The 26,170-nt window shown below is 36.1% G+C and carries 19 protein-coding genes; 10 read left to right on the top strand and 9 right to left on the bottom strand.

Going from position 1 to position 26,170, the window contains the following annotated elements:
* Positions 1-27 precede the first annotated feature (27 nt).
* The 3 genes from kduI to GWJ05_RS07450 all read left to right on the top strand — a co-directional run bounded on the left by kduI (position 28) and on the right by GWJ05_RS07450 (position 2,772).
* On the top strand, positions 28-858 hold the full coding sequence (gene kduI, locus GWJ05_RS07460) for a 5-dehydro-4-deoxy-D-glucuronate isomerase (protein ID WP_036935072.1): 831 nt from the start codon (positions 28-30) through the stop codon (positions 856-858).
* Between the two features lie 79 nt (positions 859-937).
* Entirely contained in the window at positions 938-1,693 is a 756-nt protein-coding gene (kduD, locus tag GWJ05_RS07455) for a 2-dehydro-3-deoxy-D-gluconate 5-dehydrogenase KduD (protein WP_036935070.1), read from the top strand.
* A 17-nt stretch (positions 1,694-1,710) separates the two neighbouring features.
* Positions 1,711-2,772, top strand: coding sequence for a glycoside hydrolase family 88/105 protein (locus GWJ05_RS07450; protein ID WP_036935067.1), 1,062 nt, complete (start codon positions 1,711-1,713; stop codon positions 2,770-2,772).
* 695 nt (positions 2,773-3,467) lie between these two features.
* On the opposite strand, the gene GWJ05_RS07445 is transcribed toward GWJ05_RS07450, so the two are convergent.
* The 8 genes from GWJ05_RS07445 to GWJ05_RS07410 all read right to left on the bottom strand — a co-directional run bounded on the left by GWJ05_RS07445 (position 3,468) and on the right by GWJ05_RS07410 (position 17,287).
* Positions 3,468-6,509 carry a chondroitinase family polysaccharide lyase gene (locus GWJ05_RS07445; protein ID WP_161681261.1) on the bottom strand — a complete coding sequence of 1,014 codons (3,042 nt, stop codon included), beginning with the start codon at positions 6,507-6,509 and terminating at the stop codon, positions 3,468-3,470.
* Between the two features lie 54 nt (positions 6,510-6,563).
* A complete protein-coding gene (locus tag GWJ05_RS07440; protein WP_036935063.1) occupies positions 6,564-9,629 on the bottom strand; it encodes a chondroitinase family polysaccharide lyase in 3,066 nt (1,021 codons plus the stop codon).
* 11 nt (positions 9,630-9,640) lie between these two features.
* Positions 9,641-11,806 carry an autotransporter family protein gene (locus GWJ05_RS07435; RefSeq protein ID WP_036935061.1) on the bottom strand — a complete coding sequence of 722 codons (2,166 nt, stop codon included), beginning with the start codon at positions 11,804-11,806 and terminating at the stop codon, positions 9,641-9,643.
* Between the two features lie 36 nt (positions 11,807-11,842).
* Positions 11,843-12,727: an OmpG porin family protein gene (locus GWJ05_RS07430; protein ID WP_036935059.1), complete on the bottom strand. Its 885-nt coding sequence runs from the start codon at positions 12,725-12,727 to the stop codon at positions 11,843-11,845.
* A gap of 146 nt (positions 12,728-12,873) precedes the next feature.
* Positions 12,874-14,430 carry a sulfatase-like hydrolase/transferase gene (locus tag GWJ05_RS07425; protein ID WP_161681260.1) on the bottom strand — a complete coding sequence of 519 codons (1,557 nt, stop codon included), beginning with the start codon at positions 14,428-14,430 and terminating at the stop codon, positions 12,874-12,876.
* A gap of 326 nt (positions 14,431-14,756) precedes the next feature.
* Positions 14,757-15,248, bottom strand: coding sequence for a hypothetical protein (locus GWJ05_RS07420; protein WP_036935055.1), 492 nt, complete (start codon positions 15,246-15,248; stop codon positions 14,757-14,759).
* Between the two features lie 228 nt (positions 15,249-15,476).
* On the bottom strand, positions 15,477-16,226 hold the full coding sequence (locus tag GWJ05_RS07415) for a YadA-like family protein (protein WP_036935053.1): 750 nt from the start codon (positions 16,224-16,226) through the stop codon (positions 15,477-15,479).
* 230 nt (positions 16,227-16,456) lie between these two features.
* The gene (locus tag GWJ05_RS07410; protein WP_161681259.1) at positions 16,457-17,287 is read right to left on the bottom strand and encodes a MurR/RpiR family transcriptional regulator; all 831 of its coding nucleotides are present in this window, start codon (positions 17,285-17,287) and stop codon (positions 16,457-16,459) included.
* 494 nt (positions 17,288-17,781) lie between these two features.
* Between GWJ05_RS07410 and GWJ05_RS07405 the strand changes: the two genes are divergently transcribed.
* From GWJ05_RS07405 to tehB, 6 genes are all read left to right on the top strand, one after another.
* Positions 17,782-17,982, top strand: a complete 201-nt coding sequence (locus GWJ05_RS07405) for a hypothetical protein (protein WP_036935049.1) — start codon at positions 17,782-17,784, stop codon at positions 17,980-17,982.
* Positions 17,983-18,304: 322 nt separating this feature from the next.
* Positions 18,305-18,859, top strand: coding sequence for a cytochrome b (locus tag GWJ05_RS07400; protein ID WP_161681258.1), 555 nt, complete (start codon positions 18,305-18,307; stop codon positions 18,857-18,859).
* 33 nt (positions 18,860-18,892) lie between these two features.
* Positions 18,893-19,471 carry a YceI family protein gene (locus tag GWJ05_RS07395; protein ID WP_036935045.1) on the top strand — a complete coding sequence of 193 codons (579 nt, stop codon included), beginning with the start codon at positions 18,893-18,895 and terminating at the stop codon, positions 19,469-19,471.
* 244 nt (positions 19,472-19,715) lie between these two features.
* Positions 19,716-20,801, top strand: a complete 1,086-nt coding sequence (locus tag GWJ05_RS07390) for a linear amide C-N hydrolase (RefSeq protein WP_036935043.1) — start codon at positions 19,716-19,718, stop codon at positions 20,799-20,801.
* Positions 20,802-20,823: 22 nt separating this feature from the next.
* Positions 20,824-21,996: an NAD-binding protein gene (locus GWJ05_RS07385; RefSeq protein ID WP_036935041.1), complete on the top strand. Its 1,173-nt coding sequence runs from the start codon at positions 20,824-20,826 to the stop codon at positions 21,994-21,996.
* 78 nt (positions 21,997-22,074) lie between these two features.
* Complete coding sequence (gene tehB / locus GWJ05_RS07380) at positions 22,075-22,929, top strand: SAM-dependent methyltransferase TehB (protein ID WP_161681257.1); 855 nt, start codon at positions 22,075-22,077, stop codon at positions 22,927-22,929.
* A gap of 70 nt (positions 22,930-22,999) precedes the next feature.
* On the opposite strand, the gene clcA is transcribed toward tehB, so the two are convergent.
* Entirely contained in the window at positions 23,000-24,421 is a 1,422-nt protein-coding gene (gene clcA / locus GWJ05_RS07375; RefSeq protein ID WP_036935036.1) for a H(+)/Cl(-) exchange transporter ClcA, read from the bottom strand.
* Between the two features lie 195 nt (positions 24,422-24,616).
* Here clcA and GWJ05_RS07370 point away from each other — a divergent pair, with 195 nt between their 5' ends.
* Entirely contained in the window at positions 24,617-26,017 is a 1,401-nt protein-coding gene (locus GWJ05_RS07370) for an alanine/glycine:cation symporter family protein (protein ID WP_161681256.1), read from the top strand.
* The last annotated feature ends 153 nt before the right edge of the window (positions 26,018-26,170 follow it).

Raw genomic sequence — 26,170 nt, 5'->3', positions numbered from 1 at the left:
CCCATCAGTAAAAATGAGGTATTTATAATGGAAATTCGTCAGCCAATTCATAGTGAACATGCTAAAAGGCTTGATACAGACGGTCTTCGTAAGGAGTTCCTGATTGAGAACCTATTCTGTGAAGGGGAAATGAATCTCACTTATAGCCATATAGATCGTATTATTGTTGGGGGAATTGTCCCCACAACTCAACCTTTAGCATTAATGGCTGGTAAAGCGCTAGGCGTAGATTTCTTTTTAGAAAGACGTGAGTTAGGGGCCATTAATATCGGTGGTGCTGGTAAAGTGGTTGTTGATGGCGAAGTGTTTGAAATAGGCTCTCGTGAAGCCATTTATATTGGAATGGGCGCTAAAAGTGTTGAATTTATGAGTGATAGTGTGGAAACACCGGCTCGTTTTTATATGAACTGTGCGCCAGCGCATCACACTTATCCAACACGTAAAATTACTCAACAACAAGCATCACCTGAAAAATTAGGTAATACGGAAAATTGCAACGTTCGTACTATTTATAAATTCTTACATCCTTCAGTGTTGCCAACATGCCAATTATCCATGGGAATGACGGTTCTCGAACCAGGCAGCTTATGGAACACCATGCCTTGCCATACTCATGAACGTCGTATGGAAGTATATCTCTATTTTGATATGAAAGATGACAACGTGGTTTTCCATTATATGGGGGAACCAACGGAAACTCGTCATTTGGTTGTTCGTAATGAGCAAGCAGTTATCAGCCCTAGCTGGTCAATTCATTCCGGCGTGGGCTCAGCTTCTTATACTTTTATTTGGGGAATGGTGGGTGAAAACCAGGTTTTCCACGATATGGATCATGTTGCAATGAAAGATCTGAAATAACCACAAATAGTCACGTTTTATTTTTACCCTACATATAAAAAGGTGTGGCTATAAAGTCACACCTGAGAGGTTAATTGTTATGAATCTATTCGATTTAAGTGGCAAGGTTGCCATCGTCACAGGTTGTAATACAGGACTTGGTCAAGGCATGGCTGTAGGTTTAGCTCAAGCGGGTGCTGATGTTGTGGGAGTGGGTATTCAAGATGCACCAGAAACTCGTCAACAAGTAGAGTCATTAGGTCGCCGTTTTCATTACATTACTCAGAATTTAATGCAACAAGATGGGCTAGATGCTTTAGTTGATGAAGCCGTTTCGGTGATGGGGCGCATTGATATTTTAGTGAATAACGCAGGGATTATTCGTCGTGAAGATCTTTTGGAATTTAGTGAGAAAGATTGGGACGATGTGATTGATATTAATCAAAAAACACTGTTTTTCTTATCACAAAAAGTGGCTCGCCAATTTGTGAAACAAGGTGAAGGTGGAAAAATAATTAATATCGCTTCTATGCTCTCTTATCAAGGCGGTATTCGAGTACCTTCTTACACAGCAAGTAAATCTGCAGTCATGGGATTAACTCGAGCATTAGCAACCGAGCTTTCTCAATACAACATCAATGTAAATGCGATTGCTCCAGGCTATATGGCAACAGATAACACAGCAGCGTTACGTGCTGATGAAGCGCGTAATGCCGCTATTTTAGAACGTATTCCTGCAGGACGTTGGGGAACCCCCGAAGATGTTGCTGGCCCTGCCATTTTCTTAGCCTCTAAAGCTAGTGATTATGTTAATGGATACACAATTGCTGTAGATGGTGGTTGGTTAGCTCGTTAATTTCTTGGAGAAATAGGATGGAACACGCTAATACAGATACTTTGCAAAGAGAGCTTGTATTACAAAACATGAAGCGAGTGTATCGTTATCAATCGGCTAATCAAGTTCGTAGTGTTCGCCGTCGTAGTGGTAAAACCCGTTTTATTAAAGATACTGATTGGGAACGCGGTGTTTTATGGAGTTGTGTAAGCGCAGCATGGCAGGCAACGCAAGATGAAGAGTATCTCAATGGTGTGCTGAATTACACTTTACATACTGGGTTTAGAACAGGTCCCAACGCACGTTTTGCAGATGATCATGTTTGTGCACAAGCTTATTTGGCTATCAGCCCGCTTTTTGAGCACTCTGAAGTAATTGAACCAACAATCAAAGCATTCGATATTATGCTTAATGATCCTAAACCGGGTCGTGAAGACTGGTGGTGGTGTGATGCTCTCTTTATGGCGCCTCCTGGATTTGCTGCATTAGCTGAAATGACCAGTGAACGACGCTATTTAGATTACATGCATACAGCTTATTGGGATGCGATTGAGCATTTACGTGATCCTGAAACAGGGCTTATCTTCCGTGATCATCGCTATATTCCTGATGGGCAAGGTAATGAATTACGCGAAGCTAACGGTGAAAAAGTATTTTGGAGTCGTGGTATCGGTTGGGTCTTAGCTTCGATACCGCGTATTTTAAAATATATGCCTGATGATTATCATGGTCGTGAACGTTATATTGCACTGTTTAAAGAATTAGCGACATCCATCCTAGATTATCAACATGAAGATGGTTTTTGGCGAACAAGTTTACTCGATCCTGATAATTTTCCTGCACCAGAAAGCTCAGCAACTGCGCTATTTTGTTATGGATTAGCATGGGGAATTAATCAGGGAATATTAGAGAAAGAAATTTATTTTCCTGCTTTAAATAAAGCATGGTCGGCATTACAAACCTGTATTCATGACAATGGCATGATAGGTTGGGTTCAACTTCCAGCATTTAACCCTCGTGAAGTGAAGTTTGAACATAATATGGATTATGGTGCAGGTGCTTATTTATTAGCAGGAAGTGAAGTTTTAAACCTTTTGTAAAATTGCTAGACCTTTGATATTGACGCTTTGTTGTTTTTCTTGCGCTTTATATTCCTTCCGCGCAATATTTTCCTATCTAGGAGCCGACCAAAAATAGGGGTCGGCTTTTTTTATATTTAATATAATAAGAAGTAACAGATTATTGTTACCTCTTCTTATAAGTCAGGGTGCTGAGATAAACACACAATAATTGAAGATGGAAACTGTGGGGGGGCACTGCCCCACAAGATTAATATAAAGTAAAAGCTATCTTAACCTGAATAATTAAATATTCATTGTTTGGTATGAGTCAATAAGATATTTACGCTCTAATAATACGTGACTTGGTAATATCATAGTTACGATCATTAGCCCGATTTAAGAATATTTTTTCATTTCCTCTTACACTCCTATAAAAAGGGAGGCAGAAACAAATTGTTTGTGTTTGAGTCCACCTCGGTTAATATGAATATATTACCCGGGGCTTTTTTCGTTCTGGTGCTTGCGATATGCTTGAACCAGATTGATCCAAGCATCCGCGCAGAGAATAACAAAATAACCATTGAGCACAACACATTTATTATCAATAATAAAGCTATCGATTTATTTTTTATTTTTCAAATAATTAATTCATTCGTTAACTTGTTTTTAATTTTTTAATAAAAAGAGTCTCGATATTTTTATGTCGAGACTCTTTAGTTTAAAAGTTACGAAATTTACTTAACTAAATTAATAACAGTAGGTGTTGCCTGTATGGTTGTTGTCGTAATAAGAGTGTTGTTATTGTGGTGCTTAATAATAACACCGGGTTGAGGTGTCGTTAATTTCCATATTCCTTTTACGGTAATAGTACTATTTGTTGATTGCGATTCTGCTGTAAGCCAATGACGAGAATAAACACTAACTTCGATTTGATTACCTTTATCATCAAATTGATCTTTTTCTCTACCTTGATATAAATTTAAATCAGGATTAACAATACTTAATGTTAATTGCTGATTTTGTATTTTAGCCATGACCATAACCGGCGCATCACTGGATAATAATGTTGCATCCGCTGATTTTAACTTAGTGGCTTCAAAAAAAGCATATCCCTCTTCTTGGGTTATTTTATCTTTTACCGCATGGAGCTGATCATTATGTTGTAATACTGTGTATTCGGGAGCTTTATTATTTTGTGCTTCGATAGCTATTGCATATTCATAATTTTCATTACTCGGTGCCTTACCATGAGAAATAACAGCTGTTGCAAATAATTGTTCTGTTGGTTTTGAATTTCTATCATCAAGTGAATGTTGTTTTTGATAACTAAATTTTACAGTTTGTCCTTTAGTGAGCTTATATAAATTGCCGGCAGGATCAATTAATGTATCTGCATTATTTAAAGTTAATTGAGTATCTAATTGATTTACCTTTTTGCCATTAATGATCACTGACTGTAATTTAGGGACGGCAAACTGGAATAGTGTTGTTTCGGTCGTATGTTGTTTATCATCATTTTCAATACCTGAGCCTAAAGCAATAACTCTATTATCAAATAAGAAATAGGATTTATTTGCCCTTAAGCTTTGTTGTTGATATTTACTGTGACCGTGTAATTTCATGGCAAACATACTGTTATTATTAAGGGTATTTGCACCAGAGTAACTTTCTGTTGAAAGCAACATTTCTTCAATACCTGCAGCAGGTAATTGATTAAGTTTTGCTTCAAGTTCGTTATAGGGAAGATGAATAGTTGTTGTACCTGGATATCTATTCCAATCCCATCCAGCATGGCTAAACCCTGATTGAGTTAAATCAGCTGGAATAATTTCCAATTGTCCATATTGTAAATAACGACCATAACGGTTGTTATTTTCATAGCTTTCATTACCAACAAGATAACGGCTAAAACCGCGCGCTATGGCGAGCCAGCTTTGTTGTGGTGATTGGGTCGATGCTCTTCGTTGTATTGCCATTGATGCATAATTCATTGCCCATGCGCCGACTGGCTCACTTTCAGCGTTAATGCCTTCAAAATGCGTTTTGTTGTCTAATTTTGCATAAGCGGCGGATAATGTGGTATCTAACTTTTGTTTGCCATCTGGGGTTCCTGCTAATGCCATCCATTTAAATGGCGCGATCCCTATTTTATGCAACCCAGTTGGATGACGACCACTTAATACCACAGGAATTTGTGTCTCTTTGGTGTAGATCCGCATTTTTAACAAAACATCTTTTAAACGCTCATGTGCTGAAGTAGATAAGCGAAAAGGTGAATCACTTAATGCATAAACACTGGGTGCTAAACCACCAAATGCATCTTTAGCATAAGCGGGGTAATGTTGTGAATGGTGAAAAATAGAACCATCAGATTTGAAACCGCCAGCAACACCTTTTGAGCTTAGAATGGTTTTATTTAGCCAACTTTGCAGTTGCGCTAAGGCTTGTTGACGTTGTTGATAATCCGGTAGCATCAATAAGCTTTTTATCATCCATTGCAATTGAGTATTGAGAATATCGACATTTGCATCAACAATTTCATTATTTTTTTCAAAAATACGTCCTGTGGCGTTGTACCACATCATAGCTTGTTGAGTGGGGGCTAAAAGGTTATTTTTTGCAAGAACATGACGGCCAATAAACCATGCATCAAAAAGTTCTCTGGTTTGGTAACCAACATGAGTAATAATTTGATAACCACTTCCTCGTGTAAAACCTTGTTCAAGGACATAACGAGTACCTAATAAATAGCGCTCTTCTAATTTTTTTCTATCAGTTGCTGATAATGAATCGCTACGCAAGTAAATAGCAGTTTGAAGAAGCGTTTTGCCCACATCTCTTAGCATATTGGCATCAAGTAATGCTTTTTGAGTCCCCTCACTAAATACACCTTCGACTTTCATAAAATGTTGCCGGTTAGGGTGATCAAGGGCTTTTCCTGTGATTGAGCCATCAGCGTGTTGTGTTAACCCCAATTTTTCCCATAATGCTAAATGTTTATCTAGCATATCTGGAGTAATTTTTTTATCACTACGAATTCCTTGATAATATTCAAAGCGCTGATAAATCGAAGCCATTTCTGTTTGGTCATCGCGAAATTCAGTATCGAAGTTTAAAGTAGGGTAATGGGCTTGAAACATCTGATCGTACATCAATAATGCACTCCAGTTTTTACTAACCATCGTGTTTACTGCGTTATTTACGTAAGGTGTTTGATAGTCAGGTACTGCCCAACGATTGTCTAACGGTACACTCATGATGATTTGATCAAAAAAGAGTGTTCCGGCTTGGTTTGGAGCGGTGATCACTAATTGATCAAGTTGACCTGTCGCAGAGCCTTGCATATCACGAAAAGGAACAGCAATACCTCGCCACCCCGTAAAATTAAGTTCAGCATTAAAACTTAGTGCAATTTTATTATTTTGTTTAAATGCTAACGTTAATGGGGAAGATTGAGGTTTTTCATTATAAATCCACATCATAAAAGTGAGTGGTGTGGCTGTATTTTTATCATCTTGGTAATTAACAATATTATTTAGTGTTAATGTTGCTTGTGGTTGATATTGCCATTTGAGTGATTGTTCACCATCTTTAGCATGCTGTTTGCTTAGCGATAATTGATTATTATTTGAAGTGGTAAGGGTATTGGGTAATTCACCTTCAAAAAGATAAATATCGCCGAAAGCTTCATGAGACAGAGTGGGTAATGCTTGTGCGGGTAATGATAAACAGAGGCTTAATGTAACCGCGTGGGCTAAAGGGTTTTTTATTAGCATAATCAGATTTCCTGCAAATAAAAAAGGAACGCAAGAGCGTTCCTTTTGATTAAATCAAGGGAGTGGCGAGAGTTTGATTTCTTGTGGAATACCAAAGTAACTCGTAAACGTCAGTTCAGTGTTATCACCAGAAACCTGATATTTCACTTCACTATTTTTATCAGCAGATTGCCATTTGCCATTAATCGTGACATTGATGGTGACAGGAGTTGCTGCTTTTTGGCGAGTCATATTTAAATCAGGTGTAACTGCACTGACAATAAGAGTGTCTTTTTGTCGATGAGTCATCACAATTGCAGGTTTATTAACCTTTTTGATCCATTTGTCTTCAATTGATGCTGGCTGATAAAAGGCATATCCCGTTACATTGCTGAGTTTATCGAGAATAATATGAACGTCTTTATCCTTACGAAGAACCTGATATAACCCATTATTTTCACGGAATTTTTGTGCCATCTCTCCCATTTTTTCAGGTGTCGCATCTAAAAAGACCATATACTCATAACTGGCATCTTTGGGGCGAGTGCTGTGATCGATCCATGCCGAGCTAAAGTTTCCTTCTGTCGGTTGGCGATTTTTATTTTCCGCTGAAACCTGATGTTGGCGACTTACATTTACTTTTTCTGCTTGAGTAATTAAGTAACCATTGCCATTGCTATCAATTAACCAATCACCTTGTTGAAGTGTTGTTTGATAAGGCATGTTTTCTATCTTTTGTCCATTAATCCAAAGGGTATTTAATGTTGGAGTAATGGCATGTTGGAATAAGGTCGTTTCAACATTTTTATTTTTATCACTACTATTTATATTGCTACCAATAAAAATTAAGTGATTATCAGCGGCTAATACACTCTTTTTCGCAGTGAAATTAGGATCAAAACGCTCAAGATTGGCGGGATAAATAAGATCGAATGCCATCATGCCATATTGACCTTCAAGGGATGATGTTCCGCTAAATCCACGCTCTCCACGTTGCATTAAGGTATGAGGTTTAGGACTGTCTAAGTCTTTAAGAGGAAGGTGAATAGTGGTTGCCCCTGGCATTCTATTCCAATCCCAACCTTCTTGCTGATAGCCCTGTGAAAGCTGCGAGCCATTACTCACTATTTGAGCGACACCATGACTTTGGTAACGGCCATAACGGTTATCTTTGTTATAAATTTCAGATGACCAAACATTGGTGTTATAAGCTTTCAGTGTCACCATTTTATCTTGCCAACGATGAATACCAAAAGCACCGCCATTAAAGGCATAGAAACCTTGAGGTAAAGACGCTGGTGTAATAGTTTCTCCAAAAATAGCAGTTGATTCATTTTGTGTTTTATCACTAATCGCAAGATAAATAGATGCAAGTGTTTTATCAGGCGATGATTTTGCAGACATGGCAAGCCAGTAATAGCCTTGAGCGACTGATTTTAACGAAGGTGAGTTAAAAGGGTGTCTTCCTGCAAGCGGTAATCCAACTTCTGGATTACTGTAGATCCACGCTGAAACCATCGCTTTTTTCAGGTTATTCCAACCACTTTCACCCACTGAAAATGGTGTATCGCGTAATAAATAAATAAGCTGAGAGGCATTTTTAAAGGCTGGGAAAGAGTAGCCCGGATAGTTGCCTTCATGTCGCCATGCTGTACCATCAGGGCGTAAACCATCTTTACCACCCGGTGGCACTTGCGTTAATGCGCCAGTGATATAATGGCTGAAAGTATTAACTAAGTTGATACGCTTTTGATCATCAGGCTCTAGTAATAATAAGGCTAAATGTTGGCGAGATAAGGTATTGAAATAATCTAGATCAGAGCTATCAGCACTTACTTTCATATCAAAACTACTTTTAAACTCACGTGAATACCACAGTAATGAATCATAAACTTGAGTTTGTAGGTTCGCTTCTTTTAGTGCATCAGACATTAATAACGTGGAAATATACCACCAACGAGAACTGTATCCCCAGTGATGGGTTGTCACTAAAGCACTCCCTTTAACAAAGCCTTGATCTAATAAATGCTTTGTCATTAATAAGTACATCTGCTTTAGTTGCGCCTTTTGTGTGGGATCTTTTTCCAGCACATAAGCACGGCTAATATTAAACATTAATGTCGTGTAATTACCTAAAATAACATAATTATCAAATAGTTGTTTATCTTGGGAGTTAAGATTCTCTGGTTGATAAATAATGATTTGTTTATCAGTGATCAGATGTCTGCCTTGCGTTCCACCATTTGCTAAAGTGTGAATATTAAGAGCATCGAAATCACTTTTTAATTTGCTGATATTCTCTTCTAATGCGAGGTTTGTCTCTTTTTCACCTCCGACAAATTCATTAATTAGACGTTGGCGAATAAGATCAATGGCCGCTAAATTTTCAGGTGTTACAGGTAGTTGTGGCTTTACGTTGTGAAATTGAATTTCAGGTTCTGATAAGCGAGTTTTTACTTGATAATCAGACCATTGGTAGCGAGCATCATCGACAGAAAACATAATACGGTCGATATAGATTTCACCCTGACTCACATTAGAAGGCGCTTTAAAACGAATACTATCGACTTTAGCACCTAAAGAACGCCCAATGCTGTCTTGAGTACCATCAGAGGAGGTATTGGTTGCATTTAAGGTCATCTCTCGATTTTCAAGATCGTTATTTAAAGAGACTCCCACAGCACGCCAGCCAGTGAAATCTAATTTTACTTTAAAGCCTGCCTGAGCCTCACTGGTTGAAATGAGTTTTTCTCCGAAATCGATAGTAAGATAACCATCAATCGGTTTTTCATTGTAAAGCCAAAATGAGAAAACGGGGGTAGATGAGCGTCCCCATGCTTTAGATGCTTCTTTATCGGTGGGGACAATCAGTTTTTTATGTAAAGTAAAGCTACTACCACCTTTCCATTTCCATAAAAGAGATTGGTTTCCCATAATGCTACGTTTATCAGATAACGTTAGTATTGAGTTTTTATCTGATGAGAAGTCTGCTAATGGGTTATTTTGTGCAAAATGGTAAATTTCTGACTGCATCAGATTTTTAGGATCAAATGCAGGATTGCTGGTGGCTGCCATCGCGTTATAAGGGGCTGATAATAGCCCCAATGTCATTGCAAGTGCAGTAAAACGAAATATCGGCATTATTTTTCTCCTTAGAAACGCTGGCTAACAGTGAAACCAATGCGTCCTTCATTAAATTTGTCATAACGCTGATAGCCCATCGTTGTGCCTAAATTTAATGATTGAGTGATATCGAGATTTGCACCTAATTCCGCACTAATAATGTCACCACCAACGGTATTTCCTTTAATATCAAAGGTACTTCCCCCTGTATTAAAATAGGTAAGGCTGTGGCGTTGATTGATATCATTGTCACCTGCAATATCTTTGAAATAACGAAGATTAAGAGAGGGGGTTAATTTGCCATAAGCAGTCTGATAGCTATTCCATAAAGCAACAGACCCACCTAATTGATTAACTGCGTAGCGCTGGCCGTAAGTGCGCATGGATAATGCAGAGCCAGTTTCTTCCCAAGAATCAATATTGAGCCACTGATATTGGTAAGTCAGCATCGGTTTAATATGGATGAAATCAAAATCAAAATAGGTTCCGGCATTAATCTGATAACCTAATTGCACACTAGAATAATCACCTTTTGCTTTGGTATTTCCTTCCCATCCGGTATTGCCACCGATATCTCGCTCACTATCTACGGTGTAATAACCAATATTTAAATTACCATTTAGGAATAATGTGTCACTATACCAACCGGTGTAAGGCATAAATTCAAAATGGCTAATTTCTTTACTTGCGTTACGTTGTTTCGCGTCAGCTTTTGCGTAGTTATAAGCAAAAGAAACACCAATAAGAGCATCTTGATTAATTTCGTAATCAGTACCAATTTGGATACCAGTGCGATAAGTGTTGTAACCGTTTATTCCACCTTGATTACTTTGTGTGCCGTAACCGTACAACACATTAGCCCAGCTATTCCAGCCTGCTTCTCTTTCTTCAATAGGTAATTGGTTATCATAGCGTAAATAGCGATGAGCAATATTATTACGCATATCTTCAACCATGATTAATCCAGCTTGAATATCACTGCCATCAACAATAGGGGCTAAGTCATTCGATAACGTAGCAATATTATTATCGTCATTTCCTGCAGCAACTAATAAACTCAGAGCTTCATCTGAAACTTGACTACGCGTATTATTAAATTCATTTAAAACTGTTGGAATAATAAAATTAGCTGCCACTAATCCATTTTCACTGACATTGCCTCGTTTAGCCGCACTAATAAAATTATCTCCTCCTTCATAGCTAATACCATAACGTGCGACTAATTGATTACCACTGACACCACCACTAATATTCGGTGGCGTAGTTTCTAACCATGAATCTGTTTTTTCTAATAAAGGTGAAATATCTGGTGCAATGGCATTGGCATCAGTCACCGTAATTCCTGCTTCATCTTTAATCGCTGAATTAGAAGAAATTAAGACAATATCTTTATTTATGATGTTATCAACACTGGTACCTTTAAAATCCAATTTTGCTTGGCTACCTTTTTTAAAGGTAACATCGCCATCAATATGGAGAATGGTTTCATCGGTATTGGTATTGTCATCGAGGCGGAAAATAAGTTGGCTATTCTCCTTGTTGATAAAATTACCATCCCAGTGAATAGTCTTGTCTTTTCCTTGAATGGTTAAATTACCATGGTTTTCAATTAAAGGAACACCTGTGATTTGATAACCATCAAATAAGGCATTTTGAGCCCCACCTTGATATGCAAAGTTTATTTTAGTGTCAGCATGACCATTTCCTAATATATCGCCGTGGATCTCTCCATTTACATCACTTCTAAAACCCGTTTTTAGTGTTCTAAAATCAATAGCCGCTGTTTTTCCACGAATAATGGCACCATCTCTAACATAAACACCCGTACCACGTTTAGGAAAGTTACCTTCAACCAATATGGCTGTACCTTTTTCACTGGTTACGTTGGCACCATTCAAATTAATGTTACTGCTAAAAGAAGCGCCTTGATTTATCTTGATGGCACTTGCGCCCTCACCAGTAACAGTAATATTTTTTGTAATTGCTTGTGCTTTGTATTCTGTTGATGAGCCATTAAATACAACGCCATCACCTTGCGAAACAGTGACATCTTTATTTATTTGAGCTGTGTTACCGTCATTAACATTAACTGTTTCACAGATATTTAGAGTGGGATCACATTCTGTCGCCCATGCTGAACCATAAATAGCTGATAAAATAGCCACGCTCAAAAATAACAATTTTTTATTTTTCACAATATAACTCCATGAACAATTATATGGTTTTAATTATTAGAATGTTGCTCGGAATGACACTTTGAAATAATCCTGAGTCGATTTACTACCGTCATTTTTATTTTCAACTCGTTCATTATAATATTCCGTCATGACTCGCCATTGAGGAGATATTTGATAAGCCATTTGTAGGGTATAACGAGTCATATCTTTTTCGATATAAATGCCTTGATTGGTTCTATCTTCTATTTTTCCAAAAATAGATTTACGCATTGATGGAGAAATAATTAGCCCTATTGGCGTTGTCCAGTTTACATACATACGTAATTGTTGATTATGATTTGTTTCTTTTTTGTCGTATTCTTGATGTCGTATTGCTTGTTTCCCTCCATCAAAATAAGCAATGGTTGTATTAATATTCGGTGTTACAAAATAACGAATACCAGGTTCAATTTCCCAGCCTAAATAATCAGTATTGGTGATACCATTGCTACGTTTATCTTCTTTCTTTTGTAAGCCAAATAGAACACTACCCGTTAAAACCCAATCTTTATTAATTGGAAATTGGTAATTAGTTTTTGATTCATAAAAATCAATAGTTAATCGGCTACCATTATCATAGTTAGTGAGATCTTGACGGATTTTTAAACCAGGCTGGATCCAGCCATTATTCAACTTAAAGCGATAACTGCCTTGTAAATCATAGCGTTGATATCGGTTTTTATTATCATGTTCACGTTGACGAAAACCAACATCGAAATACCAGTTAGATTTATCTGGGTTAATATTAAAATCAACACGGTAACCAGCATAGTTATTGGACGTATCATAATCTGCTGTTTCCCAAGAAAACATAGCGTTGACATTAGCTGCTTGAGAATGAAAAGAAGTTAAACCTAAGCCAAGAAGAGGTAAGAAAAAAGCAATACGAAGTTTATTCATGGTATATATCCAATTCTTTATTCGCTTTTATGAGTGCCAAATTTTAGGTGTAGGACGTCTTTCCTTTTATTTTATTAAAAGGACTTTTTATATTAGCGAATTGGGTTTATATATAGCGCCATAAAATTATGGCGCAGATATTTTTATTATTTTTCTTTACATGTCGATATTGTTTTATTTAATTTATTGGTCGTTGCTGTAATAAATTCAGTGGCACGCCAAGAATCTCCTGTTTTTTCCAACCAAGGGGTTAATTCTTCTTTAATTAATTTCTCAATTAAAGGCATATTGTCTTGAGCAATATTTTTCATTTGATAAGGATCATTTACATTGTCATATAAGGTATATTTCAATGGCTGTCCATCTTGCCTATCGATAACCAATGTATGTGTTTTGGTTCTGACGCCCCGCTTACCAAATGAAGGTTCTCCATAAGGAATAAAGAGATAAAGCTGCGAGTTTGCTGTGTCGCCTTTGCCTGTGACCACTCGATCTGAAAGATCACTGCCTTCAACGGAATCAGGTATCCATTCAGATAAGCCAAGTAGACCTAAGATAGTTGGGTAAATATCAGGCGCTGACATTAGTGCCTCGTCAGTGCCTGGTTTAATTTTACCCGGTAAACGAAACATCATAGGAACACGCATGGATTCTTCATAAGGATTATTTTTTGTTGCTTGTCCATTGGCTCCTAAGCAACTGCCATGATCAGAGAAGAAAACCACGAGAGTATTATCTGCAAGACCTTGTTTTTCTAATTCATCGACAATGCGACCAAATTGCTCATCAACACCGTTGACCATTGCCATATATTCTTTGAAATATTGAGGCCCATAGCCTTCTTGGTATTCACTTTCCCATTGTACGTTCGGGCGAGTGTTGAGTTCTTTTGACGTTTTACCTTGATAAGCATCGAGATATTTTTTCGGTACTTGGTCATAAGGCGAATGAGGTGGGTTCATTGAAACCACTAATGCAAATGGTTTTGAATTATCTCTAAATTGATTATTTTCATTTTTGAGGAACTTGATTGCCATATCTGCTTCATGTTCAGGCCCCCATTGATCAATGTAAATCGGCTTATCACGAGGAGTATCGTTTGCCCAATACATAGGTTTTAAATGTAGATCGTAGGTGCCATAAGAATACCAAAAGTCAAAACCATGGCGTCTATCAGGCGCTGCCCATTCATTCCAATAACGGCCTTCCATTGGATTATTATAACTTTCAATAAACGGCTCGTAAGGTGCATCAAGGTGCCATTTGCCAATATAGCCTGTGCTGTAATCGAGCGATTTTAAAACATCAGACCAACATTTTGCATAAGGCGATAAATCAATACCTACTTTGCCACCATAATCATGGGCATTTCCTGTAATTCCATTGCGAACAGGATATTGCCCAGTCATAAACATGCCACGGAAAGGAGAACACAGAGGATAATTTGAAGCCATTTGTGTCATTACTTTGGCTTGCTTCGCAAATTTATTCAGATTTGGTGTAATTGAGGGATCTTCTCCCATAAACTGCAACGCGTGAGCGCGCATTTCATCAGGAAAAACAATTAATAGGTTAGGGGCGTTTTCCGGACGTGATCGTGTGTTAGATGAGCCCACTGAATTAGCAATAACAGGGGTAGAAACAGTCATTGCTGCACCGCTGGCTGCTAGCCCTTTGATAAAAGTTCTGCGGGAAACAGTCATTGCTTCCTCCTATTTTACGTTTACTTTCGAATTGGTGTCTTTTATCTTATTTATACTTTTGTATAAGATCAAAAAGTAAGTTAACGAAAGATCAAGAATTGAAAGGGAGATCACAGAATAGTGTCAATTTGTAAGCAATTTGACAGATAAAATAGGCGTTGGAATATTGTTAAGAATAGATTAACTTTTTATTTGTTTTTATATGTTATTGATTTTATTTGATATCTTTTGTTTTGTGATGGCGGTAACAAAAAAATCTAAAAGTTTTCCTTTTTAGCGAGAAATAGAGATAACAGAAAGTGTAAGTCTTTTTCTTTCGTTTGTTTTCATTGCCCCTTTATGACCCACCAAGATGTTCCATTAAACTCAAAGGTTTTAACTATCTCCATACCTAACTTTTGATGTGCTTTTAGTGAGCGAATATTTTCATTGTTAACAAATGCAATGGGGTGACCACCATGTAAAGTACAGATTTGTTGGTAAAGATCGCTTAATAGTGATTTTCCTCGATGTGATTTATCAATACAAACAGGACCATAAAACCAATTATTTTGTGTTATTTCTGGAAAGCGTCGATTAATCTCTTGAGCAATAGGGGGAATTGAAAAAGACGTGACAGGAAAGCTGAAAACAACCGCAACGATATTGTCTTGGTAAAGTGCAACAATAGTATTTGTACTACTTTGATACATTGCCTCAACTTTATTTTGGGGATATTCGCCATATAAACCACCTTGTTGAGATTCTGAGTTTGCTTGCAATAATGTTGCTACTGAACTGATATCTTTAGACACCATTTTTCGAAATATATAACCCATTTTTTATTCCTTTTTATGCTAAATTATAATCTTAGTATATAAAAATAATGTATCTTATAAAAAGATATTAAAGATACTAAAGATAAATTTATCAATCTAAAGGTAGTTATTTAATTTTTTGTTAAATCTATTTTGGGTAAAATGTAATTAAAGCAGCAATAGAATATATTTATTACTGCTTAATTAATAATATGAGTTTTATTCTATATTTATAGACAACAAGTATGATTACCAGCCATAGGCTAATCCCCCCCCAATAATAATTTCTTGTTCACTATTTATTGATGAGTTTAATCTAAATGCAATGTCGTTATTTGGCTTATATTGTATTCCTCCGGCAATAGCCGTACCAGTTCGGTAATTACTAATACCAATTCCGCTACTTAAGGTGTGATGGCTAAGATAAGGAATATTCGTCATTGCAACAGATGAAGCAATACCTGCAAATACTTTCTTTTCTAATACGATGATTTTTTTATCTAAATTTGCAATTGAGTCTGTGATTTCAGCTTGCCTTTTCCTGTAATAGTGATCAAAATCATTAACATGGGTTTTTATATTATCGATGTCTGTACTAATACTTCTTTTTAGCTGATTGATGACATTATTTGTTGTTATTCTGTTTTTATCTACCATTTTTTTAGTTTGGATAAGATTGACAGCATCTGTATTATTTTTACCATCACTAATATTCACTAATCGAGAAGTCTGGTTATTTTCAATGTTACCAAATGAAACTGTATCTTCTTCTGTTGCTAATGCATTATGACCAATGGCAACAGCGCGTGTATTTTTAGCTTGGCTATTGACGCCTATGGCAATCGAACCATTACCTGAAGCATTACTGTTATCACCGAATGAAATACTAGGGATATTAACGATTATAGGTGTTTCAATATCTTCTTTTATTGAAGTCGTATTTGAATAAGAAAGTGAAGGAAATAATAGTAAAAATAAAAACAACTTTTTAAATAACATTTAATTTAATCCTGTCAGCAGAATTTTGGCGTAAATTAATGCTAAAGGATTGTTTTTTTCATCACAAATAAAATATTCTGAAATTACTCTTAAAAACAATTTCAAACAAAATTCTAAGTTATTTAATATAAAGTTAATTATTTTGTAGTCATTCTATTAAATAAAGTTATAATCGATAGGCTGTTAAATAAAAAACTGCATCTTTATTAAAATGCAGTTTGGGATAAACGTTAACTAATTTTTTTTCTAAAGGCAAAAGCAACAGAAATCGCTTGTAGCAAACACATTGTTGATGTTTGAGAGCGAAAGGTTTTTATTTGAGCTTCTTTTACCGTTAAACAAACATCACTCAAACTTGCCAATGGGCTAATGGGGCTGTCTGTAACAATAATTTGTTTAGCTTCTTTATATGTAGCCATTTCGCACATTTTTTGCATTTCATTTGAGTATGGATGGAAATGAATGCCAAAAAGTACATCTCGATGTGTAATATTTCTCAATTGCTCTTTGTACATTCCTCCTAAGCTGTTTACAAAAACAGTTTCACAAGGAATGTGCGAGAGAGCATGAAAGAAATAACTCGCAGCACTGAATGAGTGATGAAAGCCACAAATATAAATTGTTTCAGCATGTTCAAGTAATTGTAATGTTTTATTTAACATTTCTCTGTGAGTCTGATTTGCCAATTGTTGCAATGAATGGCTATTTGCTTGTGCAAATTCTTGCAAAATATAGGCAGGCTCATTCAGATTAGGGGGGTCCTCTTTATATTTCTGTTTATAAGTTAAATTTTCATTTTCATTTACCATTTCATTCATCAAATGATGTTGAAATAATTGTTTCATTTCATTAAAACCAGTGAAATGAAACGCATTGGCAAAACGAATTAATGTCGATGGAGGAACATTTGCTTTATCTGCAAGGATTGCAATTGTATCAAATGCCACACTGTTTTTATTATCAAGTAGATAATGTGCAACCTGCTGTAGCCTTTTACTTAATCCATTATAGCGGGAGCGAACTTGTTCCTGTAGTTCATTCAGATTTGTTGCAGTAGACATAGTACCCTCAATAAAAATACTGTTGTAATTGTAGTGTTTTTTGAGTCGGAATTGAATGTTTTTAGCTAATAGCAATTAAAATGAAATATGGAGTTAATTCAAAGTAAATGAATAACCTAAAGGTAATTATTTGATGTTTAAAACTCTATTTTATTTATTCTTTATTGATTTTATTGTCACCTATCGAAATTAATTTTCTTTAATTGAAATTAAATGAAATTATTGTTTCATTTTGTTAATGTGATGGTAATAATGATATCGTTTTTATTTGCTCAATTTTATTTTATTTAACCTACATTGTTTTATATTATTGTTAATTTAACTTAGGTTGTTATTTTTTATTATTGATATTTCTCTTATTTAAGATTTGAAGTATTTTAATATCTTTGTGCGCAATGATTGATATTCATAATACAGCACTTGTTTTATTTGCTAATGATAGTAATTTATCACTATCTTAATTTAAATTTACTTTTATTGGTTGAAATTTTTATATGCAAAACGATCATTCGTGGATTAATTTATTAATGCACTATTTTCATGATCACTACTCAGAAATGATGCCTATTATTTTTTTTGTATGTATTGTGGGGATTATTTTTGGTGTCGTACGTGAAATGCGTTGGTTATCTGTTTTTTTTACCGTCCCTTTAATTATTATTGTATTTTGCTTAATTAGTTCTAATTTAGGGTAAGTAAAAATATACAATTGTTATTAAGGTTGAACAATAGTTACATTGGTCTTATTTTTATATATTCTTATTTCTCTTATATTTTATTCTATTATTAAGCGTGATAACTCCGTCATCTGTTTATCCGATTTCTGCCATAAACTATTTTACAACAATACTATTGATTAAATAATAAACCAAGTGACTAATAAGAGCTTATTACTTATTGATTATTATTGATAAAGATAAGCAAATAATTTGTTGAATAATGGGCTAACATTTTATTCTCAATATACTAAACTAGATAACATTATTTTAATGAATTAGAAACTATTGGGTTTTTATTATGCAATGGCGAAATAACACGTCTCGCTACGGGCACTTGTCACTCATTTTACACTGGGGGTCCGCACTTACCGTTTACGGTATGTTTGCTTTAGGGTTATGGATGGTTACGCTCGGCTATTATGATAGTTGGTATCATTCAGCTCCTGAAATACATAAAAGTATCGGTATTCTTTTATTTATTGTTCTGATCTTGCGTGTGATATGGTGTTGGATGTCGCCTCCGCCTAAAGCATTATCAAGTTACAGTAAATTCACTCGCATTAGTGCTCATATCGCACATATGCTCTTATATTTCATTTTATTTTCTATTCTCATTAGTGGGTATTTAATCTCCACTGCTGATGGTCAAGCGATATCTGTTTTTGATTGGTTTTCTGTACCCGCTATTTTTACAGGCGAAGCCGAACAAGCAGATTTAGCTGGTGACGTTCATCTTTATTTAGCATGGTCAGTGGTTTTGTTATCACTATTACATGCAGCTGGAGCCTTAAAGCATCATTTTATTGATAAAGATGTGACGTTAAAACGCATGCTAGGAATGCGAACTAAATAATTAAACTGATAGAACAAGATTATGGAGATAACCATGTTTAAGAAAGCTTTATTGGGTTTAACAGCAGGTGCGTTGTTATTTAATGCGAGTACTACTTTAGCTGCAGATTATGCTATTGATAAACAAGGCCAGCATGCATTTGTACAGTTTCGTATTCAACATTTAGGTTATAGCTGGTTATATGGCACCTTTAAAGATTTTGATGGTACTTTCAGTTATGACAAAGAAGATCCATCTAAAGATAAAGTTGATGTTGTGATTAAAACGGGAAGTTTAGACACAAATCATGCTGAACGTGATAAACATTTACGTAGTGCTGATTTCTTTAACGTGAGCAAATATCCTGAAGCACGATTTGTATCAACCAAAGTCACTCGTGAAGGTGAGCATTATGTGGTAGTCGGTGATTTAACATTAAATGGTGTGACGAAACCTATATCATTAAATGCAAAATTAATTGGTGAAGGCACTGATCCTTGGAAAGGTTACCGTGCTGGTTTTGAAGCGACAGGTAAAGTAAATCTGAAAGAGTTTAATTTTAAATCAGACTTAGGACCAAAATCACAAGAAGCAGAATTAATAATCTCTGTTGAAGGTGTTAAAAAGGCTTAATTAAATGCTTTTTGTAGGGAAATAAAATTCCTGGTTATCTAGATGATTGATAAACCGATACCTTAGTGTATCGGTTTTTTTATGCGCAATTAAGATGAGTTGTTTTATACTTAGGTAACAGTTCTTATTTTCTAATCGAGTTAATCAAGAGCTATATATCAATTTATCTGTTTTATTTAAAAGCAAAAAATAAAAAAGAGGAATTTTCGCCATCTCATCCATTTATTTAACAGGAAAAGAGTCAATAATGAAAAAATTACGCCATACTTTTTTGGGCACTCTACTTATCTCTGGTTTTTTAACAACAGGAGTGACAGAGGTTAATGCATGTACTCGACTTGTCTATTTAGGCGATAATAATCAAATTATTACAGCTCGTTCAATGGACTGGAAATATGACATAGGAACAAACTTATGGATATTCCCACAAGGTATGCAACGTTCAGGTGAAGCGGGTGATAATTCCATTAAATGGACATCTAAATATGGAAGTGTTGTTGCATCTGGTTACGATATTTCAACAACAGATGGGATGAATGAAAAGGGATTGGTTGCTAATTTATTGTGGTTGGCGGAATCTGATTATCCTGCTTATACCAAAGAAAAACCCGCTATTTCGATTTCAGCATGGGCTCAGTATGTGCTAGATAATTTTGCTACCGTAGAAGACGCCGTGACAGCATTAGAAAGTGAACCTTTTATTGTATTAACGGATAAAGTACCAGGGCAGGACAGAATGGCGACGTTACATCTTTCTCTTTCTGATGCCTCTGGTGATAGTGCTATTATTGAATATATTAACGGCAAGCAAGTGATTCATCATAGTAAAGAGTATCAAGTAATGACGAACTCGCCCATTTTTTCAGAGCAATTAGCATTAAATAGTTATTGGCAACAAATTGGTGGAACTGTGATGTTGCCAGGAACAAATCGTGCATCAGATCGTTTTACCAGAGCTTCTTTTTATGTGAATGCCATTCCTAAGGCACAATCGAGTAAAAAATCGCTTGCCAGTGTCTTTGGCGTGATCAGAAATGTTTCTGTTCCCTATGGATTAAGTACTATTGAATCACCTGAAATTTCATCTACACGCTGGAGAACGGTTGCTGATCATAAAAACCAACTATATTTTTTCGAATCAGCATTATCACCGAATACCTTTTGGGTTAATTTAAAGGAAATTGATTTTTCAAAAGAGAGCGGGAAAGTTATGACCTTAGTATTAGGTGAAGAACAATCAATCATTTATTCCGCTAATGCGACAAGCCATTTTAAACCCGCAGAACCTTTTAAATTTCAAGGATTAGATAATATTCCTTTAAATAACTAGTTGAGTATTCACGATACCTAATATGAAATTATCCGTAATACTAAATGTGATAGAGACATCTAAAGTGACAAGAAAGATGATGTCTTTATTACTTATCTTAAATGGTATGTTTATCATTTACTCAATTCTGTTATCTCGTGGTATTTATCTGAATTGGGAAATTCATGGCTTTTCTGCGTGGCTTAAATCATTAGGGGTATTAAAATTACTAGATATCCCTAAGGTGATGCTAGCTTGTGCGTTAATTTTGCTCTCAATATTTATGTATTTAGGCGCAAGGATTGCGTGGTGTGTGTCTCTTATCTTATTAGCTACCATTGTTTTTCTTGATGTTGCGGTTTATCAGCAAATTGGTTTTCAGGCTTATTTTTCTTTTGCTTTGGCGATTGGATTATTAATAAGTTGGCGTGCCTTTCCGCATCATAGTTTAACTAGTGCTGGCTTTGTGGCTTTTATCTGTACCCTTTCTTTACTGTTATTCTCAATGTTGGGAAGCCTCTATATTGGGGACGAGTTCAAACCTCATATTACAACGTTAATGGATGCATTTTATTTTTCTATTGTCTGCATGACGACATTAGGATTTGGCGATATTGTGCCAATTAGTACAAATGCCCGTATTTTTACATTAACTGTTGTTATCTTAGGAATAACTGTTTTTACTACATCTATTGTGTATGTGATGGGGTTTCTTGCCCGAGGGACTCGCGATATTGTTAAGAAAAGGATCGCTAAAATGCATAATCATTTTATTATTATTGGATCTTCGGCACTGGCTTCACAATTAGAAAAAGGATTAAGAGAGCAAGGAAAACCAGTTATTGCGATTTGTACTGATAAAAGTAAAGCTGTCTATGATGCGCAAGCTAATATTATTGAAGGTGATCCAACTAACCTTAAAACGTTGCAATCCGCTAATATTGCTAAAGCCAATTGGGTAGCAACTTTATCTGAAAGTGATGCTGAAAATACGTTTATCTTACTTACTATCCAAGAGTGCTCTAATGTCGATGCCAAGTTAATTACTATTATTAATCAAGATGAAAATAGAGATAAGATCAGTCGATTACGTCCTGATATGCTGTTTTCTTTAGCGTCGTTAGGTAAAGAAATTATGATGAAAGTTTTATGTGGTGAATCTATTTCTTCATCAGATGTGACGAATTTGCTTTTAAATAAATATTTAAAATCATAATTTTGAGCAGAGTATCTTTACGAACGATAATGATTGCCATAAGATGTATTTAAAATGCATCTTAATTGAGGTTGGATTATGGAACTTGTTAGTTATAAAACAATGCCAGAGTGGACACGAACATCAATTCCTTTAGCGTTATTAGAACGTCACAATACAAAGGAAGGTACTTATGCTCAAATGCGTGTCCTACAAGGGAATATGACATTTGTCGTATTTAATGAGGATGGTTCACAAATTTCGGTGGACTGTGATACAGAAAATCAACCCCCTTTAATCCAACCTCAACAGTGGCATAAAATTGATAAAGCGAGTGATGATGTACGTTGCCAACTGTCGTTTTTATGTGCGCCAGAAAATAAACTCTTTAAAGAAAATGACTTGTCACTACCGCATTCTGAAGTGCGCTATATGGCAACATTAACTCACCCTTGTAAGGTCTTGGATTTAGGTGCAGGGCGTGGGCGAAATAGTTTTTATTTGGCGTCTCAAGGGTATGATGTCACGGCATTAGATATTAATGCCTCTCATATTGAGGCGATTGAAAGCGTTAAAACTAAAACAGGTTTGTCAGTAAAAAGTGGTTTATACGATATCAATGAAGCTTCACTGACTGAAAAATACGACATTATTATTTCAACTGTTGTGTTGATGTTTTGTCAACGAGAACGTATTGCAACTATTATTAAAAACATGCAAGCATGTACCAATAATAATGGTATTAATGTGATTGTTTGCCCAGTTGAAACAGAAAATAGTGATCCTGCTGAAATTCCATTTAAGACCTTTTTACGCCAAGGAGAATTAGCGGATTACTATAAAGACTGGGAAATCATCAAATATAATGAAAATCCGGGTCATTTACATAAAACCGATGCCAATGGTAATCGTATTGCTTTGAATTTTGCGACGTTAATTGCCCGTAAAAAATAATTCAATTCATATCATTTATTTTTAAATACCCCAATTTAGTTGGGGTATTTTTTTATCTGTTTGAGCACGTTTATTGTTGTAGTGATTTAGTATTTTTTATGTCATTAACTTGGTCTGTTTGTTCTTTTGCTTCAGACTTTTGTAAAATGCGTTCTAATAAAACGGTGTAGATAGGGCGGCCACCTAATAGCTGTGCCAACATAGTAGCACCCAAGCAGGTGATTATCATAGGCAGGATAAGCTGATAATTATCTGTCATTTCTAATACTAAAACTATTCCTGTCAGTGGCGCTCTTACCGTTGCAGCGAATAAAGCACCCATACCGGCAATGGCAAAAGTACCGATTTGAATTTGATAATCAGGAAAAAGTAATGTTGCCATTAATCCGAATGCACTACCAAATAGAGTACCTAATGCGAGAGTGGGGGCAAATATGCCACCAGGGGCGCCAGATGCAAAGCTAATAATGGATGTGATAGTTCGTAAAATAAAGAAAAGTAACACTGCAATAAGTGAATATTGTCCAGTGCTGAGTGCTGGAATAATGCTGAATCCACCGCCAGTAATTTCAGGCATAATTAGTGCTAATAGGCCACAAAGCCCACCAATAATACCGCCGGTTAAAACAAAACGTGAAATTTTATCTTGATAAAAATGCTGAAATTGAGTTTGAACATAAAAAAGTAATTTACTGAATATGACACCGATAATGCCAAATAGCATACCTAAAACTAAATATAACCAAAGCGTATTGAGTGGGGCGGATGAAAATTTACCAATATGAATCACACCGCCTTCGCCATTAAATAAGCGAAAGACAATGCACGACATAATAACACCGATAAAAACTGCTTTAATTGAAATAAGGCTGTATTTAAATTGAGGTCGCATCTCTTCAATAATAAATAAAATACCCGCAAGAGGAGCATTAAAAGCTGCGGTTAACCCAGCGGCTGCACCTGTTGCTAATAATGTGTGGCGTGATTCTTTATCTTTTAAGTGAGAAATGTCATTAACCAATTGGCCAATATTGGCACCCAATTGAACTGTCGGGCCTTCTCGTCCTAATACCATCCCTGAACCCAATGTTCCAATACTGGCAATGAATTTTACCGGTAATACTCGCCACCAACGAACAGGGCGAATATCTATCATTGCTCCTTCAATTTCAGGGATACCAGAGCCACCTGATTCAGGCGAGAATTTCTTGACTAAATAGTAACCTAACATGGCTAAAATAGAAGAAAAAAGTAATGTGCTAATAGCTAGAATATAAGGATTAGTGAAGGTTTTGACGAGTTCTTCTTGCCTGAAGTTTATAACCCAGCTCACACTTTTTTCAAATAAAACACCCACTAACCCAGCAAGCGAACCGACTATGGCAGACAGTAGCAGGACTTTCAGTGGTGCGAGATTGGTTTCTTGTGCTTTTCTGAATAAATTAAAACGTCGTTCATTTTGGCTATTTTGGATAGATTTACGGTTATGCATAACTTTGATTTATGTATTGTAACAATGAACATAATGATAGCGTAATTTTGTATTGAAGTGATATTTCTCACATAACGTAATCAATTTTAGAGTTAGTCGTTTTTTTTTCTAGCATATTTCCACTTTTTCATCTTTAGTGTAATTGATAACAAAAAATACATATTTATATAACATTTGGACGAGAAAGGGTAACTTATGGATTTCATCACGAATATATTAAGTGCTATAAATGGCGTGGTATGGGGAGTACCGATGCTTGTCGGTATTCTTGGTATTGGTCTTTTTATGCAGTTCCGGCTCGGTTTTTTACCTATACGAAAATTGGGTACAGGGTTTAAGCTTCTATTTGAAAAAAATGATAAAAGAGGTGAAGGACAAATATCGCCCTTTAATGCCCTGATGACTGCACTTTCTGCAACAATCGGAACAGGTAATATAGCTGGTGTTGCAACAGCTGTTGTATTAGGTGGTCCCGGCGCGTTGTTTTGGATGTGGATGACGGCATTAGTGGGGATGGCAACGAAGTATTCAGAGGCCGTATTAGCAGTACGTTTTCGTGAAGTTGATAAATACGGAAACTATGTTGGTGGCCCAATGTATTATATCAAAAATGGTTTGGGTAAAAATTGGATTTGGTTAGGTACACTGTTCGCTATTTTTGGTAGTTTTGCTGGCTTCGGTATTGGTAATACAGTACAAGCTAACTCTGTCGCGGATGTATTACAGAGTAATTTTGGTATTTCAACCACGATTACCGCTATTGTGTTAGTTGTCTTAGTCGGAGCGGTGTTAATTGGGGGAATTAAACGTATTGCTGATGTTGCAGGTAAATTAGTTCCAATTATGACTGTCGGTTATTTTGGTGCAGGTATTGTGGTTTTAGCACTCAACGTGACAGCCATTCCTGATGCCATTGTTCTTATTGTTAAATCAGCATTTACACCAATTGCTGCTCAAGGTGGATTCGCCGGTGCCGCGGTTTGGGCTGCTATCCGTTTCGGTGTCGCGCGTGGTGTTTTCTCTAATGAAGCTGGATTGGGTAGTGCACCGATTGCACACGCAACGGCAAAAACACAAAACCCTGTTCGCCAAGGTTTGATTGCGATGTTGGGAACTTTTATCGATACCATTATAGTGTGTTCAGTTACAGGCTTAACCATAATTATTACTGGCCAATGGTTAACCGGGCAAAGCGGGGCAACGTTAACTGCGGCTTCATTCTCTGCTGCTATTCCTGGCGGTAACTACATTGTGGCGATTGCATTAGCTATTTTTGCATTCACTACGATTTTAGGATGGAGTTTTTACGGTGAAAAATGTGTGCAATATCTTTTGGGGCCTAAAGCGATTATGCCATTTCGTGTTGCATGGCTGATTGCGTTACCCGTGGGGGCTACACAATCGTTAGAGTTTGTGTGGTTACTAGCCGATACTCTTAATGCAATGATGGCTATTCCTAACTTAATTGCATTAGCCTTATTAAGCCCTGTTGTTTATCGCTTAACAAAAGATCATATAAAAGATGTTAATGCCGATCATATTGGGTTAGATAAAGAAACTGATGCAGTGAGCAAAAAAAAAGCTGAAGTAGAGTAACTCGTTCTTACTTATTGGCTAACAACACAACATAAAACCGCATGCTTTATAGAGAGAAGTATGCGGTTTTTTAGGATCACAACTTGAAATATGACGGGTATAGATAATAAAAAGCCTTCTGGGGAGAAGGCGAAGAGATGAGTATAGATATTA

The organism is Proteus sp. G2626 (genome assembly GCF_009915985.1).
GTDB classification, from domain to species: Bacteria; Pseudomonadota; Gammaproteobacteria; order Enterobacterales; family Enterobacteriaceae; genus Proteus; species Proteus vulgaris.
This window is presented reverse-complemented; position numbering and strand designations above follow the sequence as displayed.

Coding starts and splice junctions, on each gene's coding strand:
- kduI (WP_036935072.1), top strand. CDS start 28: ATGGAAATTCGTCAGCCAATTCATAGTGAACATGCTAAAAGGCTTGAT.
- kduD (WP_036935070.1), top strand. CDS start 938: ATGAATCTATTCGATTTAAGTGGCAAGGTTGCCATCGTCACAGGTTGT.
- GWJ05_RS07450 (WP_036935067.1), top strand. CDS start 1,711: ATGGAACACGCTAATACAGATACTTTGCAAAGAGAGCTTGTATTACAA.
- GWJ05_RS07445 (WP_161681261.1), bottom strand. CDS start 6,509: ATGCTAATAAAAAACCCTTTAGCCCACGCGGTTACATTAAGCCTCTGT.
- GWJ05_RS07440 (WP_036935063.1), bottom strand. CDS start 9,629: ATGCCGATATTTCGTTTTACTGCACTTGCAATGACATTGGGGCTATTA.
- GWJ05_RS07430 (WP_036935059.1), bottom strand. CDS start 12,727: ATGAATAAACTTCGTATTGCTTTTTTCTTACCTCTTCTTGGCTTAGGT.
- GWJ05_RS07425 (WP_161681260.1), bottom strand. CDS start 14,430: ATGACTGTTTCCCGCAGAACTTTTATCAAAGGGCTAGCAGCCAGCGGT.
- GWJ05_RS07420 (WP_036935055.1), bottom strand. CDS start 15,248: ATGGGTTATATATTTCGAAAAATGGTGTCTAAAGATATCAGTTCAGTA.
- GWJ05_RS07415 (WP_036935053.1), bottom strand. CDS start 16,226: ATGTTATTTAAAAAGTTGTTTTTATTTTTACTATTATTTCCTTCACTT.
- GWJ05_RS07410 (WP_161681259.1), bottom strand. CDS start 17,287: ATGTCTACTGCAACAAATCTGAATGAACTACAGGAACAAGTTCGCTCC.
- GWJ05_RS07405 (WP_036935049.1), top strand. CDS start 17,782: ATGCAAAACGATCATTCGTGGATTAATTTATTAATGCACTATTTTCAT.
- GWJ05_RS07400 (WP_161681258.1), top strand. CDS start 18,305: ATGCAATGGCGAAATAACACGTCTCGCTACGGGCACTTGTCACTCATT.
- GWJ05_RS07395 (WP_036935045.1), top strand. CDS start 18,893: ATGTTTAAGAAAGCTTTATTGGGTTTAACAGCAGGTGCGTTGTTATTT.
- GWJ05_RS07385 (WP_036935041.1), top strand. CDS start 20,824: ATGAAATTATCCGTAATACTAAATGTGATAGAGACATCTAAAGTGACA.
- tehB (WP_161681257.1), top strand. CDS start 22,075: ATGGAACTTGTTAGTTATAAAACAATGCCAGAGTGGACACGAACATCA.
- clcA (WP_036935036.1), bottom strand. CDS start 24,421: ATGCATAACCGTAAATCTATCCAAAATAGCCAAAATGAACGACGTTTT.
- GWJ05_RS07370 (WP_161681256.1), top strand. CDS start 24,617: ATGGATTTCATCACGAATATATTAAGTGCTATAAATGGCGTGGTATGG.